The organism is Candidatus Zixiibacteriota bacterium (assembly GCA_017999435.1).
Taxonomy (GTDB): Bacteria; Zixibacteria; MSB-5A5; order GN15; family FEB-12; genus JAGNLV01.
Window position 1 is genome coordinate 436,186 of record JAGNLV010000002.1, and the last position, 17,299, is coordinate 453,484.

Below are 17,299 nucleotides of genomic sequence, written 5' to 3' on the forward strand. Positions count from 1 at the left end.
AAACTATCCCTATGACCGCCCCGAAACTGCTGAGTTGGATCGAGCTGTCGCAGAGCGCGCTGAGACGGAACATCGAGTCGCTGCGGCGGCTGGCGGGGGCGCGCATGGTGGCGCCGTCGGTCAAGAGCAACGCCTACGGGCACGGGCTGACCGAAATCATCACCATGCTTCGCCGCAGCGGCGGGTGCGAATATGTGACCGTGCACTCACTGGAGGAGGCGCTCACCTGCCGCCGGGCGGGGTGGACGGAGGGGATCATGGTGCTCGGCCCGCTCCCGCCGGGGGAGTACGGCCAGGTGATCGAGCAGGATCTGGAGCCGGCGGTTTTCGATCTGGTGACGCTGCGGGAACTCGGCAAGCTGGGGGACCGGAAGGGGGCGGCGATCCGGACGCACCTCAAGCTCGAGACGGGGACGAACCGCCAGGGGTTTGCAGCCCAGGATCTCCCCGCCGTGGCCGGGCTGTACAAACGTTTTCGCTCGCTCGGGCGCCCCCACGGGGCGTCGATGCACTTCGCCAACATCGAAGACACCACGGTGCACGAGTACGCGGAGCAGCAGTTGCGCGCCTACCGCGATCTGCTGGCGCGGTTGCGGCGGCTCGGGATCAGCCCGCGCCTCCGGCACACGGCCTCGTCGGCGGCAACCATCCTCTTTGAGAAAACCCGCTACGACCTGGTACGACCGGGGATATCGGTCTACGGCCACTGGCCATCGAAGGAAACCTACCTCTCCTACCGCCTCCAGGGGGGCGGGAACCGTCTCTTCGAGCCGGTCCTCACCTGGAAGACGCGGATCACGCAGTTGAAGAAGGTGGCGGCGGACAGCTTTGTCGGATACGGCTGCACCTATCGGACGACGGCGCCGACGCGGCTGGCGGTGCTGCCGATTGGGTACTACGACGGATATGATCGGAGCCTGTCGAACCGGGCGTACGTGCTGGTGCACGGGCGGCGGGCGCCGGTGCGGGGGCGCATCTGCATGAACCTGATGATGGTGGATGTCACGGATATAAGCGGGGTGCGGCTGCACGACGAGGTCGTGCTGATCGGTCGGGCGGGCGAGGAGCGGGTGTCGGCCGAACAGATCGGAGACTGGGCGGGGACGATCAATTACGAGGTTCTGGCGCGCCTGTCACTGTCTACTCCACGTCTCATAGTGGATTAGGCGGGTGAGCCGCCTTCAGGACCGGGGGCATTGCTGGGGGTCTTTGTGATAACGAAACCTATTACCAAGTTGTAAGATACACGGTTAAATCTGCGGTGCGGGCCAGAGAAAAGTGTTGACAGCCGATTGGGCCGATGCTATAATCTCTTGTGATTCATTTCACATAGATTGTGAACGACTGTAACTTACAGCGGCGAGTGCACAGATGAATGTCTCCAGCAAGACCGGTCTCAAGAAGAAGATTTCGGAATCAACAATCCATCGGCTGTCGCTCTACTGCCGGGCGCTGAGCCTCCTGGAGAAGGAGAACTACGAGACCGTTTCGTCCAAGGAGCTGGCGAAGCGGGAGAAGCTGACGCCGGCGCAAGTGCGCAAGGACCTGTCGTTCTTCGGGTCGTTCGGGACGCGGGGGCTCGGGTATCCGGTGAATGAGCTGAAGCAGCGGATTGCATCGATTCTGGGGATTGACCGGGTCTGGCGGGTGGCCCTGGTCGGGGTGGGGAATATCGGGTCGGCGCTGGTCAGTTACAAGGAGTTCATGAGGCAGGGATTCCACATAGTCAAACTGTTCGACAACGACCAGCGGAAGATCGGTTCGAACCACAAGGGAATCATCGTTTCGGATATCGCCAATCTCGAGAAAGAGCTGAAAGAGGCGGGCATCGAGATCGTGGTGCTGGCGGTGCCGGCGACGGTGGCGCAGTACATTGTGGACGACGTGGTGCGGGCGGGGGTGCGGGCGGTCTTGAATTTCGCCCCGGTCAATCTGCGGGTGCCGCCGGATGTCTACCTGCGCAACGAGAACATGTCGATGGAACTGGAGTACCTCTCGTTTGCGCTGGTGAACAACCCGCCGAAGAAGGCGAGCAAGCAGGGCTGATTCCGGGGGGCAGCGGGGATGTTCGCCGGCCACGCAGCGGTTGTCACTTTCCCCCGCTCTCTGCGCCGCACGCGGTTCGCGCGGATTCACTGATCACAGGGATCGGCCGGCCCGGAACTGAAAAATCAGGCGGGACCACCAACAATACCGATACTCATCACCCGAAGCGGGGAGGAAAAGGAGGCTACATGAGGCGATCGTTACGTCGGCTGCTACGGACGGCCCTGCCGCCGGGAATCGTGCTCGGCGCCCTGGTGTCGGCGACGGGCGGGTGGAGCCAGGAGTCGGCGGTGTGGGGGGACCACGCGCTGGGGACGCGGAGCTACGATGACTACGCGACACCGGACTACTGCGGCACTTCCTGCCACGTCGACTTCTATCGCCAGTGGGAGCAGGCGATGATGGCGCAGGCGTATGTGCACCACTGGGACGAAATCGAGTATTTCAAGCTGGCGGTGCCGCACGCGGAGAAGGATGCGAAGGTGGCGGGGGTGAAGGCGGGGTGCAACGGCTGCCATGCGCCGCTGGCGTTTCTGGCGGGCGACGTGCCGCCGCCCCGGCCGGAGGCAGGCAGCCGGGCGAACGAGGCGGTCTCCTGTGAGGTGTGCCATTCGATTCGCGGTTATGCCGGGGACACGCCCTACAACTTCAACTGGATCACCGACCCGGGCGACCGCAAATACGGTCCGCGGCCGGCCGACCAGGTGGCGGAGTCGCCGGCGCACAAGATGGCGCCGTCGGAATTCATCCGCACCGCGGAGTTCTGCGGAACCTGCCACAACGAGATGAGCCCGTATGGGGTGTGGGTGAAGTCGACCCACCTGGAGTGGGCGGCGGGCCCGTACGCCGCGCAGGGAGTGCGCTGCCAGGACTGCCACATGACCTACGCGCCGGGGCAGGCCGCCGCAATGGGCAACGAGCACTCGAATGTTGCGCAGCACCTGTTTGCCGGCGCGCACGTGCCGGCCAAGGTGAAGGGGACGATCGAGCTCACCGTCTTCCCGAGCGTGCGCGAGGCGGTGATGGGCGACCCGGTGGAGTTCAAAGTGGCGCTGTTCAACCAGAAGACGGGACACAAATTCCCGAGCGGCTCGGTCGAGGACCGGATTGTCTGGCTGCACGTGGAGGCGGTCGATGCGGCGGGCACGGCGTACCATCTTCCGGTCGACGAGAAAGGGTTCGCCGGGGAGGAGTACACGATCGGGGCGGACGTGCGCGCCTATCAGGACATGGGCATTGCGCTCGGGCAGCCGGATTTTCCGGGCGTGGCGCGGGACGGGGTCCCGGCGGGCGACCGGATTTTCCGCATGCCCTATTTCGATCCGCAGGGGCGGATGACGATTCAGCAGTGGAACACCGCCTCGCTGGGCGTGGACTACCGGATCGGCCCGCGCGAGACGAAGATCGAGACCTTCACGTTCACTGTGCCGTACGAGGCGGCGGAGGGAGAGCTGACGGTCACGGCAACTCTGTACTACCAGCGGCTGGTGAAGCCGGTGGCAGATTTTCTGGAGGTTCCGGCGGAGGAGGCCGAGCCGATCGTGGTCAGCGAATACTCAACCCACATCACGGTGATACCGTAAGGAGAGCGCCATGCGACGGCTGCTTCCCGTCCTGTTAATCGGCGCTGCCGGGGCGCTGGCGCTGGCGGCGCTGTTTCCCGCCGGCGAGGCGGCGGCGATCCCGGCGTTCGCCCGGAAGTACCGGATGTCCTGCACGACCTGCCACCAGCCGTTCGCGCGGCTGAAGGCGTACGGCGACGACTTCGCCGGCAACGGGTTCCGGCTGGCCGACAAAGAGGCGCCGGGGTATTTCGTCGAGACCGGGGATCCGAACCTGTCACTCATCCGGGATTTTCCGCTCTCGGCCCGCATTGAGGGGTGGGCGCGGCATGAGACCGGCACGCGGCGCGAAACCGACTTCTCGACGCCGTACAACGTGAAGCTGATGTCCGGGGGGGCGCTCGGGGACCACCTCGCCTACTATTTCTACTTCCTGCTCAGCGAACGGGGCGAGGTCGCGGGGGTGGAAGACGCCTACCTGATGTTCAACGACCTGTTCGGGCAGGATCTCGATCTCTATGTCGGGCAGTTCCAGATCTCGGATCCGCTCTTCAAGCGCGAGCTGCGGTTGACGTTCGACGATTACGCGGTGTACGTCGCCAGCCCCGGCGCTTCGGGCATCAACCTGAAATACGACCGGGGGCTAATGGTCACCTACGGGGCGCCGACCGGCACCGACGTCGCGGTCGAGCTGGTCAACGGGAGCGGGCTGGCGGAAGGCGAGGGGAACCGGCACGTGTACGACCGCGACAAGTACAAGAACCTGCTCGCGCGGGTGTCGCAGAATCTCAACGAGTACCTGCGCGCCGGCATATTCGGATTCTACGGCAAGGAGGCGGACGAGTACGACCGCCGCAACGAGGTCTGGATGGCGGGCGGGGACGCGACGGTCGGGTGGGGTCCGGCCGAGCTCAACCTTCAGTATGTGGAGCGGCGGGACGACAATCCCGGGTTCTCGCTGCCGGCGGATGCCAACGAGGTCGAGACGCGCGGCGGATTCGCCGAACTGATCGTCTGGCCGAAGGGCGACCGGTCGAGGTGGTACGGGGCGGCGATGTTCAACTATGTGGAATCGGGGCTGAGCATGGAGCCGTTCGCGCAGAAAATGTACCGGGTCGTCACCGGGCACGTCGGCTACCTCCTGCAGACGAATCTGCGCCTGACACTGGAGAACAGCTACGATCTGGAGGCCGAGGAGAACTCGCTTTTGGCGGGATTCGTGAGCGCGTTCTAGCGGGCGGGGGTAAGGGAGAGAAATGAGAAGCCGGGCGGGTGGTCCGCCCGGCTTCGCCGCGTTGAAGGGTCGTTGCTGAACCGCTTACAGGAAGTTCCCTTTTAGAGGAAGAAGGGCATATTTTACTCCAGCTCCCGCCAGGCGACCTGAATCATGCGGCCGGTGGTGCCGTTGATAATCAGGCCGAGGCTGCGGTCGTAGTGGAAGCGGGGGTTGTTGCTGAGGTCGATCCGGTTCGACATGAGCGAGCCGTAGAAGTCGGTGTACTGGGCGAGGTTGAAGTTGACGTTGGGGGCGATGACGGCGCCCGTGAATTCCGAGCTCTGGCCCATCGTGAAACGGGTGCCCCTGGAGTAGACGCGGAAGTTGCCCGGCTTGCCGCCCGAGTTGACGGTGGCTTTGTTGCGCAGGTCGATGTTGCCGGTCACGTAGAGCTCAACCTGCGCGCCCGGGGCGAGCACCAGCTTGGCCGACTGCTCCAGCAGAATGTCATCAAGGACGTAGGTGCCGCTCTCGAGGACCATGGTCTGGCCGGCGCCGATGCGGAGGTCGCGGCTGCCGTTGTTGTAGGTGAAGCTGCCCGACATGCCGAGGGGGGCGCGGTTGACGGCTTCGGCGTCGGCGAACTGGGTCGGGCTGATGAGCTTGCTGAAATCAAGTTCCGGCGCCTGGGAGGAGGTGTCGCCGAGCACGCGGCCGGTGCCGGTGATGGTGATGGCGCCGGCCTGGGCCGTGTAGACATCGCCGCTGATGGTCGGGTTATTCTCGATCACAATGGGGCCGTTGGATCCGACCGATCCGTAGGCGTTGACCGCCGAACCGGCGTAGCTGGCCGAATCGGAGTTCCAGGAGTCGGTGCTGACGCTGTTGCCGATCGCCACGCCGCTGTCGGCAAAGAGGCCATAGCGGAACGGGTAGAACGGCTCGGGGGCGAGGGTGGCTTCGATGGTGGAGCGGGCGCCGTTGACCTCCCCCTGGGAGAGCAGGACGACGCTGTCGGCCAGGGCGGGTTCGCTCAGGCTGTCGCGGACCGACACCGAGTACGCGCCGCCGGCGAAGGCGACGCCGGCCAGCCCGGCATTCCAGCCGGGGGTGGCGTTGATCACGGTGTGGGCGTGCTGCACGCCTGCTTCCGCAATATAGAAGGAGCGGTCGGAATTGATCTTGTTGAAGGACAGGTCGATCTCGGTCTGCGAGTTGTCGATCGCCATCAGGGCGATCAGCGAGAGCATCCCGGTGAGCACCAGCGCGATTAAGAGTGCGCTGCCTCTCTGACTGTTGCTTTGCGTGCGGTTCATCATTTCTCAAACTCCCTTTCACTGCGGTTGAGCTATGGCCTACGTGGGGGCCATGAGGGCAAACGCGGTGCCAAGTCGGAAAGGGAGGGGCCAGGGGGGCCAAGTGGTTGACCGCAGGTTGGTTGGAGGCGAGATCAGAGATTGCACAGAGAACCGGACTTCACCCCGGGCGTCCGATCTCCTGCATCGCGGTGCGCAGTCATGCGCACACCCGGCGCCGGTGCGGCAGAAAGCGGCCGGGATTTGCACAGCGCGGCCGAGGGTGCTCGCGGCGGGCGGGGCGGGAGCGGGGGCGGCCCGCGGCCGCGACCCTCATCCGAAAGACCGCTCGCGCCCGAGGACGCGGCGGATCATGGCGATCTGGCCGCAGTGGTAGAACGTGTGCATGCACATGAAGGAGGCGGCGTTCAGGCGAACAGCGTTGAAACCGGCGTCTTTCGGCAGCGGCTCGTCGAGGTCGTCATCGGACACGCCGGGGAGAACGTCGATCAGGCGGTCGTGCAGATCGAGCAGTTCGCTGCGCAAGGCGGCCAGCGACGGATAGGCTTTGGGATCATTGGTGATGGCGCTGCCCCGGTCAAAGAGCTGCTTGTAGGAGGACGGGAGCATCACCGGCAGCGAGCCGATCATGGCCAGGACGTGGTTGACGTTGTAGACGAGGTGGCCGGTGAGCCAGCGGATGTGCAGGAGGCTGTCGCGTCCGCGGACCATGGATTCCTCCTCGGTGATATCGTCGAGCAGAGCTTTGAGAGCGCGCTGGTTTATGCGCATCATGTAGAGCAGATTCTCGCTGTTGGTCATGGCGTCCTCGTTTCAGTCGTTGCGGCGCAGAGAGTGCTGTCCGTGCGGGTATGATACGCCGGGGGCCGCGCGGGGGCAAGGGGGAAGATGGGGCGCGTTTTCGGAAACCGCCGGCAGCGGGGAGTGTTACAGCAGTGCGGCGGCCGCAGCAGCCGCCGGCGGCAAGGAAAAACCGATGGCAAGAACCGGACTGGCAATGATCGCATGCGCGGCGGCGCTCGGCCTCTTCTCGGCGATTGCCGGCACACAGGCTGGCGCGCCGGCGAAGGAGACAGCGGCCAAGGCCGGACAGGCGAAAGCCAAGGGGAACGCGATGGGCGAGAAGATACAGAAGACCGACGAAGAGTGGCGGGCACAATTGACGCCTGAGCAGTACCGGATCACCCGGGAGTGCGGCACGGAACCGCCCTTCAGCGGCAAGTACTACTACCACCGCGAGGACGGCACCTACCGCTGCATCGGCTGCGGCAATGCGCTGTTCACCTCGGGGACCAAGTACGAATCCGGGTCGGGCTGGCCGAGTTTCTGGCAGCCGGCGTCGCCGCAAGCGATTGAGCAGAAGACCGACCGGAGCCACGGCATGGCGCGGACAGAGGTTGTGTGCGGAAAGTGCGGGGCCCACCTCGGGCATGTTTTCCCCGACGGGCCGCGGCCGACCGGGCTGCGCTACTGCATCAACTCGGTGGCGCTCGATTTCACGAAAGACACGGCCGCTGCGGACAGCGCCGACGCCGCAGCGGACTCCTCGAAAGGGGACTGAGGCGGGTTGCCGGCCGCGCTCCGGGCGGTTGCCCGACCGCGCGGCGTGCTCCGGCTGACAGGCGATGGCGCGCCGGGGGACTGTATGAGCCGCCGGTCGCATTGCGCCAACCGGTCGCCGTCAGGCGCCAGGAGGCGCCTGACCCCGGTGACCCGCGGGGGAAATTCTATTTCATGCGCACGTTGAGGGCTCTGAAGACGAACGACCACTGGTCGGTCTGTTCTTCAATCTGCTTGCTGATCGGTTTGCCCTGGCCGTGGCCCGCCTTCGGCTCGATGCGCAGGAGAACGGGGGTTTCGGGGGTGGCGTCGGCGGCCTGGAGCCGGGCCGTCATTTTGCGGGCGTGCATCGGATCGACCCGGCTGTCGGACAGCCCGGCGGTCAACAGCACGGCGGGGTAGTCCGCGCTCTCTGTCACATGGTGGTAAGGGGAGTAGGCAAGCAGGTAGGCGAACTGCTCGGGATCCTCGCTCGAGCCGTACTCGGGCACCCAGATGCGGGCGGCGAGGAACCGGTGGTAGCGGATCATGTCGAGGAGCGGTACGGCGACGATGGCGGCGCGGAAGAGGTCGGGCCGCTGGACCAGCACGGCGCCGGTCAACAGGCCGCCGTTGGAGCCGCCGGAGATGCACAGCCGGGCGGGACTCGTGTAGCCCTCGGCGATGAGGTACTCGGCGGCGGCAATGAAGTCGTCGAAGCTGTTCTGCTTGTTCCCGAGCTTGCCGGCGTCGTGCCACGCTTCCCCGTATTCGCCGCCTCCCCGGATGTTGGGAAGGGCGTAGATGCCTCCCTGGTCGTACCAGACCGCCAGGGTGCGCGAGAAATACGGGGTCATGGTGACGTTGAAGCCGCCGTAGCCATAGAGGAAAGCCGGGTTGGAGCCGTCGAGAGGGATCCCCTCGCGGTGCACGAGGAACATAGAGACCGGAGTGCCGTCGTGCGACTTGTACCAGACCTGCTTGACGACCAGGTTGGAGAGGTCGACCCCGGCGTCGAGCTGCGCCCACAGGGCGACGGTGTCGGCGGCAAAGTCGTAGCGGTAGATGGCCGAGGGCGTGTCAAACGAGCTGAAGTAGTAGAACAGCTCGCGGCCGTCCAGTTCGCCGGAGACGCTGTAGACGGTTCCCGGCGACGGGGTGGGCAGAGTGCGCAAGAGGCGGCCCTCCATCGTGAACACTTCCACCACCGAGTAGGCGTTCTGGAGCGAGCGGGTGACCAGGCGGCCGCCGACCGGGGCCGCGCTCTCGAGGATGGCCTCGCGCTCGGGGATGATCTCCACCCAGTTCTCGATGCCGGGCTTCTCATACTGCCCCCGCATCAGGCGAAACCGCGGGGCGTTGAGATTGGTGAAGGCGAGGAAGCAGTCGTCGAGGGGCGTGACGTTCACGGTCGCCTCCACATCGTCATAGAGCCGGGTGAAGGAGGAGGCGGGATCGGTGCGGTCGCGGACGTAGGTGTCGATGTCGGACCATCCCCGGTAGACGGCGACGAGGAGCCGGCGGCCGTCCGGCGACAGCCCCACGCCCGGCCAGGCCGCCTTGTCGAGTTCGGAGCCGAAGATGAGGGAGTCCGCACGCCAGTCGTCGCCGAGGCGGTGCAGGTAGACCCAGCGGTGGTAGCGTTCGTCCCCCGGCGGCACCGTCCCCGGCTCGGGGAAGCGGGTGTAGTAGAAGCCACTATTGTCGGGCAACCAGGCGAGGCTCACCGAGGTGGTATAGGGAATCGTGTCGGGGAGGCGGGTGCGGTCGGCGGTGCGCATGATGTAGAGGACGGATTGCTCGGAGCCGGAGGCGGAGACGCCGTAGGCCAGAAGCGAACCGTCATCGGTCAGGTGCGACCAGTCCAGGGCGGCGGTGCCGTCGGCCGACAGGGTGTTGGGGTCGAGCAGAACCGCGGGCTGACCGGCGAGGCCGCGCTGGACGTAGAGCACGGGCTGGTTCTGGCTGCCGTCGCGCCGTTTGAAGAAGTACAGGCTGTCGCGCACTTCGGGAGTCGAGATACTGCCCATCGACATGAGTGCGGCGATGCGGTCGTGGAGTTTGGCGCGGTCCGGGTAGGTGTCCACGTACTCGCGCAGGTAGGTCCACTGGGCCTCGGTCCAGCCGGCGATGGCGGCCGAGTCGCCGCCTTCGAGCCAGCGGTACGGATCCGCCAGCGCGACGCCGTGGAGGGTGTCGATGACGGTGTGCACCGGGGTGGGCGGGGGCGCGGCGGGAACGGACGGGGCGGCGGCGATCGCCAGGGCGGCGGCGATCAGAACGGCGAGGCGCAGCATGGAGGCGGTGAGCGGGGCAGGCATACGGGGTCTCCTCTCGATAGTCGCGAGCGTTCGACGATTGGGAAGAATATATCGCCGGCGGGCGGGGGCGGCAATGGTTTTGGCGGAGCGGCGCGGGCAAAGAAAACGGGCCGGCGCGAGACCGGCCCGGGAACATGCTACGGAATCGGCGACGACTACTTGAGGTGCTTGGAGACGTGCTTGGTCATGTCAAACATCGAGACCTGACCTCTGCCGCCAAAGACCTTTCTCAGCTTGTCGTCGGCGTTGATCATGCGCTTGTTCTTGGCATCCTGCAAGTTGTTCTTCTTGATGTACGCCCAGAGCTTCTTGGTGACCTCGGTCCGGGGCATCGGCTTGCTGCCGACGACATCGGCGAGTTCCGGCGAAGGGGTGAGCGGTTTCATGAATGCCGGGTTCGGCGCTCGCTTAGACGCTTTCTTCTTTGCCGCCTTCTTGGTGGCCCTTTTGGCGGTCTTCTTGGCCGTCTTCTTCTTCGGCGTCGCCTTCTTGGCCGTCTTGCGGACGGCCTTCTTGGTCGCCTTCTTCGCCGTCTTCCTCTTGGGCGCCGCTTTCTTCTTCGGCGCGGCCTTCTTGGCCGGCTTCTTGGCCGCTTTTTTCTTCTTGGGGGCGGCTTTCTTCTTGAGCGGCTTCTTGGCGGCGGGCGCCTTCTTCACGGACTTCTTCGCCACCTTCTTCTTCGGGGCGGCCTTCTTGGTCTTCTTGGCAGCCTTCTTCGTGGTCTTCTTGGCCGCCTTCTTCGCAGTGGCTTTCTTCTTTGCTACTGCCATCTGTTGCTCCTTTAGCATGGAGGGTTTGAGTGGTTCTCTAATGGTCTATTGCGCGTTGCGAGTTGCTTTCTTTCTAAAGGACTCCTGGTCATCGACGGCGTTGCTTCCTCTGGGCCACTGTTGCATTCGGGTTAACATACGTTTGTTTGAAATTTTTTTGCAAGGAAAAAGTGCACATTTCCGGTTGCGCGCGGGTTTTTTTTTGCGCCGGTTTTCATAGGAGAATCGGCGCATCGGCAGCCGCGCGCGCCGCGTTCATCCCCGCCGCAGCACGAGCACGGGAGCTTCCTGCGGACAGCCGAGGCGGAATGGGAACCAGTGTCCGACGCCCGCGGTGGTGTAGAGACGACTCTCACTGAGAGCGTATTCGCCCCAGAGGTAGCGATCGGGCCAGAGGGGTTCGAAGGCGGAGCGGCCCATGAGTCCGATCTGCCCGCCGTGCGTGTGGCCGGCGAGCGTGAGCGAGACTCCCGTCTGCGCCGCGTAGTCGAAGGCATCGGGGCGATGGCTCATGAGGACGACGGTATCGTCGGAAGCGGCGTCCTGGAGCGCGGCGTCGATCGTGCGCCGGTAGAACTCATGCTCCTTGGCGCCCATGCGGCGCGGATCGTCGATGCCGGCGACGTACAGGCGGCGGCCGCCGACCGCGAGCGGTACGCCCCGGTCGACCAGCAGGGGGACCGGCGAGCGGTCGAAGATCGCGCGGACCTCCTCGATGCCCCGGAAATACTCGTGGTTGCCGAGGGAGGCGAAGGCGCCGAGCGGGGCCCGGAAGCCGTCGATCATCCGCAGGGCATCGAACAGCAGCGCGAGATCGTCGGCCACATCGCCGGTCACGAGGACCAGGTCGGGACGGAGCGGTTCCGCTTTCCGCAGCACCTCCTCGAGATCGTCGAGCGTGACATAGTGGCGGAGATGCAGGTCGGAGAGGTGGAAGATGCGCAGGCCGTCGAGCGGCGCGGGAAGGCCGGGGAGGGGGAATTCGCGGGGCGCCACGGCGACGCCGGTGAAGGCGCGGGCCACGCCGCCGAGGCCGGCCCCCAGGGTCGCCGCGGGGATGGCGGCGGCGACCGCTTTGAAAACCAGGCGGCGGTTGTGATCGGGGAGGTCGGGGGCGGTTGCCCGGCGCGAGCGCAGCTTGTCGAACGTCCAGCGGAGGAAGTGGACGATCCCGGAGACGGGGAGCGAGAGCATGAGGGCGACCAGCAGGACGAAAGCGAGGGCGGTGGCGGCGGCGCCCGGCGCGGCCAGCCAGGAGGCGGCGTAGTACTCGCCCAGCCCCCACAGCCCGGCGCAGAGTGTGCCGACAAGCGGCAGCAGAAGCCCGGTCCGCCGGATCCACCGCACGCGCCACCAGGAAGGGTTGAAGAGGCGCAGGAGGAGGATCTCGACGGAGCCGAAGACGAGGATCACGGCGGTGGCGAAGATGAGCGGAAAGAACGAACGCATAGTATCCTTTGAGTTGCCCGGTTCCCGGCGGCGGGCGCCGCGCCGGGATCACCGACAGCACAGCTTGCCTCGATCATAACGATGCGCGCGGCCGGAGGTTCCCTCCGCTCATTTGCGCCAGATAGCCGGGCGCAGGACGATGAGGACGGTGAAGATTTCGAGCCGTCCCAGCAGCATCGAGAGCACCAGGAGCCACTTGGCCGGGGCGGGAATCCAGCCGTAGTTTTCGACCGCGCCGACGCCGGCCAGGCCGGGGCCGACGTTGCCGAGGGTGGCGATCGAGGCGGAGGCCGCGGTGATCATGTCGGGGATGAAGAGCATCAGGAGCATGCTGGTCAGGACGAAGAGCCCGGTGAAGAAGACGAACAGGGCGGCGATGCTGATGATCTTGTCGTTGTCCAGCGGCTGGCCGCCCACTTTGACGGGGGCGACCAGGCGCGGCTGGGTGAGTTTGCGCACGACGTTGGCGGCCGCCTTGGCGACGACCATGACGCGGATCATCTTGATGCCGCCGCCGGTGGAACCGGCCATGCTCCCGAAAAACATGAGCACCATGAGGAGGAAGCGCACGAAATCCGGCCACATGTCGAAATCGGCGGTCGAGAACCCGGTGGTGGTGGTGACCGAGACGACCTGGAACAGGGCGGCGCGGAAGCAGTCGGCGAGGCCCTCGAGTCTGGACTGCTCCGTGAGATAGCGCTCGAGGAAAGCGGTCTCGGTCGGCGGATGGGCGCGGAAGCTGCGCGCCGCCTCCGCCATCGGCTCCAGTCCCTGAAGGTAGAGCACAATGGTGGCCGCCAGGGCTGCGAGGGCGATGACGGCGGAATAGAAGATGAACTCGCTGTTGTGCGTCAGCGACCGGAGGTCGCCCCGGAGGGCCTTGAAGTGCAGGAGAAAGTTGACGCCGGCGAGGTACATGAACACGATGATGACCCATTCGATGTATGGGGAATTGTAGGCGGCGACCGAGGCGTTGCGGGTGGAGAAGCCGCCCGTGGCCATGGTGGCGAAGGAGTGGTTGACGGCGTCGAACCAGGTCATCCCCCCGAAGATCAGCAGCACCGTCTGCAGGGCGGTGAGCAGCACGTAGACTCCCCAGAGCACCTGGGCGGTCTGGGCGAGACGGGGGCGGAGCTTGTCGTGCGAGGGGCCGGGGACCTCCCCGCGGTACATGCTGTACGCGCTGACCCCCATGGCGGGGAAGATGACGATCGCCAGGGTGATGATCCCCATGCCGCCCAGCCAGTGCGTGAGCGAGCGGAGGAAGAGGAGGGAGCGGGGGACGGCCTCGATGTTGCTGAGGATGGTGGCGCCGGTGGTGGAGAAGCCGGACATGATCTCGAAATAGGCGTCGGTGAACGCCCGCAGCCCGCTCACCGAGCCGTCGGGCATGCCCACGCGCCAGAAATAGAGGAAGAGGGGGAGGGCGGCGACAAAGGTGAGGGTGAGCCAGCCGATGGTGACGATGGCGTATCCCTCGCGGAGGCCCTGGCGCCCGCGGCCCCTCCGGAAGAGCGCGGCCAGGAGGGTGCCGACGGCGAGGCCGAAGACGGCCGCGACCAGGAGGCCGGAGGCATCGGCGGCCGCGAACAGCCGGGGCAGCCCCTGTACGCGGCCGTCCCACAGCGCGATGGCCAGAGGGGCCAGCAGGAAGCCGCCCATCACCTGCATCAGCTTGCCCAGTGCGTAGAGGACGGCGGCGACATTCATGGCGACGGCTCCGGCATGAGGGTCACCGGCCCGAGAAGAGCCGGTCGAGCATTTTCAGGTTTTTGTGGCTGGAGATCATGATGACATGGTCGCCCGCCTCGATGACGGTGTCGCCGCCGGGAAGGATCATGGAACTGCCCCGGATGATGACGCCGATGATGGAGCCTTTCTTGAGGCGGCGGGCGATACGCTTGACCTGCTGGCCGGCAATTTCGCTGGGCTCTTCAACGGTAAAGCGGACGGCCTCGATGTCGACGTCGGAGAGTTTCACGACGGCGCCGATGTGGCCGCGGGATATGATCTCGAGGATCTCGCGGGCGGTGATGAGGCGGGGGTTGACCACGTGGTCGATCCCGATGGAATTGAAGAGCCGGTCGTGGCGCGACTCGGTGGACACGGCGATGACCTCGCGGGCCCCCTCGGCCTTGGCCAGCAGCGACGAGAAGACGTTATAGTCGGCTTCGTCGGATGCGGCGATGAAGAAGGAGGCGGCGGCGACGTTCAGTTCGCGCAGGAGGTCGGTTTCGGTGCAGTCGCCATGGATCACCTCGGTGCGGTTGAACATCGCGGCGGCCTTCTCAGCATGCTCGCGCGACGGGTCGACGAGGGTCACCTTGTGCGGTGTCCGCTCGAGCGCCTCGGCCAGCTCGAGGGTGAAGAAAGCGTCGCCGGTGACGATCACTTTGCGGCTCTCCTTGCGCTCGATCGCCACGAGGTCGAGGAAGACGCCGAGCGATTCGCGGGGGAAGAGAGCGTAGACGATGTCCCCGGGTTCGATGCGGGTGTTGCCATCGGGGATCATCCCCTTCCCGGCCCGGACGATAGCGGCGAAGAGGACGACCGCGGGGTCGATGTGGGCGCGGATTTCGCGGAGGGTTTTTCCGGCCAGGGGCATGGTGTCTTTAACGGCGTAGCCGCGGAGGAGGATCCGGCCGCCCTCGAAATTGGCCGATTCGACGGCGTGGGGGGTCTCCATGAACTGCAGGATATGGTCGGCCACCGCCTGCTCGGGCTGGATGAGGGCGGTGATCCCCATCCGTGTGAGATCGACCAGGCCGCCGCGGGCCGAGAATTCCTGGCCGCGGAGGCGGGCGATCCGGCTGGGAACCTCGTGCAGAGCGGCGATGGAGCAGGCGACGATGTTGACCTCGTTGCTCGGGGTCACGGCGAGCATCATGTCGGCACCCTCAATCCCCGCCTCCCGGAGCGTCACGGGGGAGGCGCCCGATCCGCTGACCACCTGGAGGTCGAGTTTCTCCTCGATCATCCGGCACAGGTGCGGGTCGAGTTCGACCAACGACAGAGTGTGGCCGTCGCGGAGCAGGTGTTCGGCCAGGCTGAATCCGACGACCCCGCCGCCGATGATTACAATTCGCATGACGATTCCATTGTTTGTGTTCGGGGGGTCCGCCGACCCCGCCGGGCCACCCGCAACATGCATGCGAAGGGGCGGGGAATCAAATAGTTTATGCGCAGGCGGCCGAGGCCGCGGAACCCGGCCGGGAGCGGTCTGTTATACGCTCGTATGAGTGACGACGGACGAGCGGTGGAATCGGCGGGCCCGGCGAAGCCCGCGGTCGGCAAAGCGCGCTGGAACCTGCTGCGGTTTCCCCGGTCGTGGAAGGAGGTCCGTGCGCTGGGCTGGCGGATGATCGTCGCCTTCATCTTCTTCTACCTGATCCGGGACACGCTCCTGTACATCGTTTTTCCCTACCTGGCGTACAAAGGGATATTCGACTGAATCGAGGCGAGCGGGCAAAAGAAAGCCGGCGACACGGAGGTTGCCGGCTTTTCGTTCGGTCTCTTTGGCTGGGTTAGAAACCGTAAATTTCCGAATACTTTTCTGTCATATACACCACGAGCGGCTTGTAGTCAAGGGATTTCCCCGTGATCTTCCGGCACAGCTCGTTGGCCCGGTAGCGGCGGCCGTGGCGGTGGATTTTCTCCCGCAGCCACTCCCGGAGCGGGAGCAATTCGCCGCGTTCGAACTGGAGGTCGAGGTCGGGCATCTCCTTGCGGGCCTGGGCGAAGAACATGGCCGAGTAGAGGTTCCCGAGCGTGTAGGTCGGGAAGTAGCCGACCAGGCCGGCCGACCAGTGGACATCCTGGAGGACGCCGTGAGCGTCTTTATCGACCTTCAGACCGAAGTACTTCTCGAAGCGGGCGTTCCACTCAGAGGCGGCATCGGCCGGTTTCATGTCGCCGGTGAGCAGGGCCCGTTCGATTTCGAAGCGCAGCAGGATGTGAAGGTTGTAGGTCGCCTCGTCGGCCTCGACCCGGATGTACGACGGGGTCACATAGTTGATCGCCCCGTAAAACCGGTCGAGGGTGACGTCGCCGAGGGATTTCCGGAACAGCCGCTGAGCCTGCGGGAAGAAGTACTTCCAGAAAGATTTGGAGCGGCCGACCTGGTTTTCCCACATGCGCGACTGGGATTCGTGGATGCCGAGCGACACCGACTCGGCCATCGGCGTGCCGTAGTACTCGCTCTTGAGGAGTCCCGCCTCGTACAGGCCGTGGCCGGCCTCGTGCATGATCCCGAAAAGGGCATCGTTGAGCCGGTTGGGATTGTAGCGGGTGAGGATGCGGGTGTCGCCGTAGCCGATACCGGTGCAGAAGGGATGCGTGGTGATATCGAGGCGCCCGGCGCGGAAGTTGAAGCCCATGGCCGTGGCCACCGACTCCCCGAACACTTTCTGCCGCTCGACCTCGTACTCGCGTTCCACGATGGTGTGGTCCGGCTTCCGCGGGGCATTGCGGATCTTCTCGTTCAGGACCACGAGTTCTTTGCGGAGGCTTTCGAACACCTCGCCGACCTCACGGACGTTCGCCCCCGGCTCGTAATCATCAATGAGGGCGTTGTAGGGCTCGTCCTTCCAGCCGTAGGCGTCCGCTTTCCGGCGGGTGAGCGCGAGCACCTTTTCGAGGTGGGGGAGGAACATGGCGAAATCGGATTTGCGCCGGGCCTCGGCCCAGACCTGCTGGGCCATGGCGGTGGTGCGGGTGAGTTCCTCGACCAGGCTGTTGGGGAGCTTGGTCATTTTGTCGTAGTCATGGCGCAGTTCGCGAATGTTGGCGGCTTCGGGCGTATCCCCCTTGGCGAGATCGGAGTTCTCGACCGTCCCGATCATGTCGCCGATTTTCGGGTCGGTGAACATGCGGTGGACGAGCCCGGAGATCGTACCGAGCTGGTCGGCGCGGAACTGCGCGGCCTCGGGCGGCATGTAGGTCTGCTGGTCCCAGTGCAGGACACTTCCGGCAGAACTCAAGAGCGCCATTTCCCTGAGTTTTCTGGTGAGTTCGTCGTAAACGGCCTGGGCGGACATAAGATCCTCCTTCATGGGCAGCCGGCGCAGCCGGCGCGGCATGG

14 protein-coding genes are annotated in these 17,299 nt (G+C 65.3%); 6 read left to right on the forward strand and 8 right to left on the reverse strand.

All coding sequences use genetic code 11. The features are described 5' to 3' along the window. Window positions 1–11 precede the first annotated feature (11 nt). The 4 genes from alr to KA261_07285 all read left to right on the forward strand — a co-directional run bounded on the left by alr (window position 12) and on the right by KA261_07285 (window position 4,842). On the forward strand, window positions 12–1,166 hold the full coding sequence (alr, locus tag KA261_07270; protein MBP7697598.1) for an alanine racemase: 1,155 nt from the start codon (window positions 12–14) through the stop codon (window positions 1,164–1,166). Between the two features lie 205 nt (window positions 1,167–1,371). After that, window positions 1,372–2,046, forward strand: a complete 675-nt coding sequence (locus KA261_07275) for a redox-sensing transcriptional repressor Rex (protein ID MBP7697599.1) — start codon at window positions 1,372–1,374, stop codon at window positions 2,044–2,046. 188 nt (window positions 2,047–2,234) lie between these two features. Then, a complete protein-coding gene (locus KA261_07280) occupies window positions 2,235–3,629 on the forward strand; it encodes a hypothetical protein (protein ID MBP7697600.1) in 1,395 nt (464 codons plus the stop codon). Window positions 3,630–3,666: 37 nt separating this feature from the next. Next, window positions 3,667–4,842 carry a hypothetical protein gene (locus tag KA261_07285; protein MBP7697601.1) on the forward strand — a complete coding sequence of 392 codons (1,176 nt, stop codon included), beginning with the start codon at window positions 3,667–3,669 and terminating at the stop codon, window positions 4,840–4,842. A 122-nt stretch (window positions 4,843–4,964) separates the two neighbouring features. Here the strand turns inward: KA261_07285 and KA261_07290 are convergent, their stop codons facing one another. After that, on the reverse strand, window positions 4,965–6,140 hold the full coding sequence (locus tag KA261_07290) for a hypothetical protein (GenBank protein MBP7697602.1): 1,176 nt from the start codon (window positions 6,138–6,140) through the stop codon (window positions 4,965–4,967). Window positions 6,141–6,452: 312 nt separating this feature from the next. Next, entirely contained in the window at window positions 6,453–6,941 is a 489-nt protein-coding gene (locus KA261_07295) for a DinB family protein (GenBank protein MBP7697603.1), read from the reverse strand. A 313-nt stretch (window positions 6,942–7,254) separates the two neighbouring features. Between KA261_07295 and msrB the strand changes: the two genes are divergently transcribed. Beyond that, a complete protein-coding gene (msrB, locus tag KA261_07300; GenBank protein ID MBP7697604.1) occupies window positions 7,255–7,701 on the forward strand; it encodes a peptide-methionine (R)-S-oxide reductase MsrB in 447 nt (148 codons plus the stop codon). A 166-nt stretch (window positions 7,702–7,867) separates the two neighbouring features. Here the strand turns inward: msrB and KA261_07305 are convergent, their stop codons facing one another. From KA261_07305 to trkA, 5 genes are all read right to left on the reverse strand, one after another. Then, a complete protein-coding gene (locus tag KA261_07305) occupies window positions 7,868–9,976 on the reverse strand; it encodes a S9 family peptidase (GenBank protein MBP7697605.1) in 2,109 nt (702 codons plus the stop codon). A gap of 179 nt (window positions 9,977–10,155) precedes the next feature. Then, window positions 10,156–10,770, reverse strand: coding sequence for a hypothetical protein (locus KA261_07310; protein MBP7697606.1), 615 nt, complete (start codon window positions 10,768–10,770; stop codon window positions 10,156–10,158). 255 nt (window positions 10,771–11,025) lie between these two features. Next, complete coding sequence (locus KA261_07315) at window positions 11,026–12,219, reverse strand: metallophosphoesterase (protein MBP7697607.1); 1,194 nt, start codon at window positions 12,217–12,219, stop codon at window positions 11,026–11,028. Window positions 12,220–12,327: 108 nt separating this feature from the next. Continuing rightward, window positions 12,328–13,929 (reverse strand): TrkH family potassium uptake protein, encoded by a 1,602-nt coding sequence (locus KA261_07320; protein MBP7697608.1) that lies wholly within the window; start codon window positions 13,927–13,929, stop codon window positions 12,328–12,330. Window positions 13,930–13,951: 22 nt separating this feature from the next. Then, window positions 13,952–15,307: a Trk system potassium transporter TrkA gene (trkA, locus tag KA261_07325; protein MBP7697609.1), complete on the reverse strand. Its 1,356-nt coding sequence runs from the start codon at window positions 15,305–15,307 to the stop codon at window positions 13,952–13,954. 147 nt (window positions 15,308–15,454) lie between these two features. Between trkA and KA261_07330 the strand changes: the two genes are divergently transcribed. After that, window positions 15,455–15,670 (forward strand): hypothetical protein, encoded by a 216-nt coding sequence (locus KA261_07330; protein ID MBP7697610.1) that lies wholly within the window; start codon window positions 15,455–15,457, stop codon window positions 15,668–15,670. Window positions 15,671–15,743: 73 nt separating this feature from the next. On the opposite strand, the gene KA261_07335 is transcribed toward KA261_07330, so the two are convergent. Continuing rightward, window positions 15,744–17,255, reverse strand: a complete 1,512-nt coding sequence (locus tag KA261_07335) for a carboxypeptidase M32 (GenBank protein MBP7697611.1) — start codon at window positions 17,253–17,255, stop codon at window positions 15,744–15,746. Window positions 17,256–17,299: the final 44 nt, after the last annotated feature.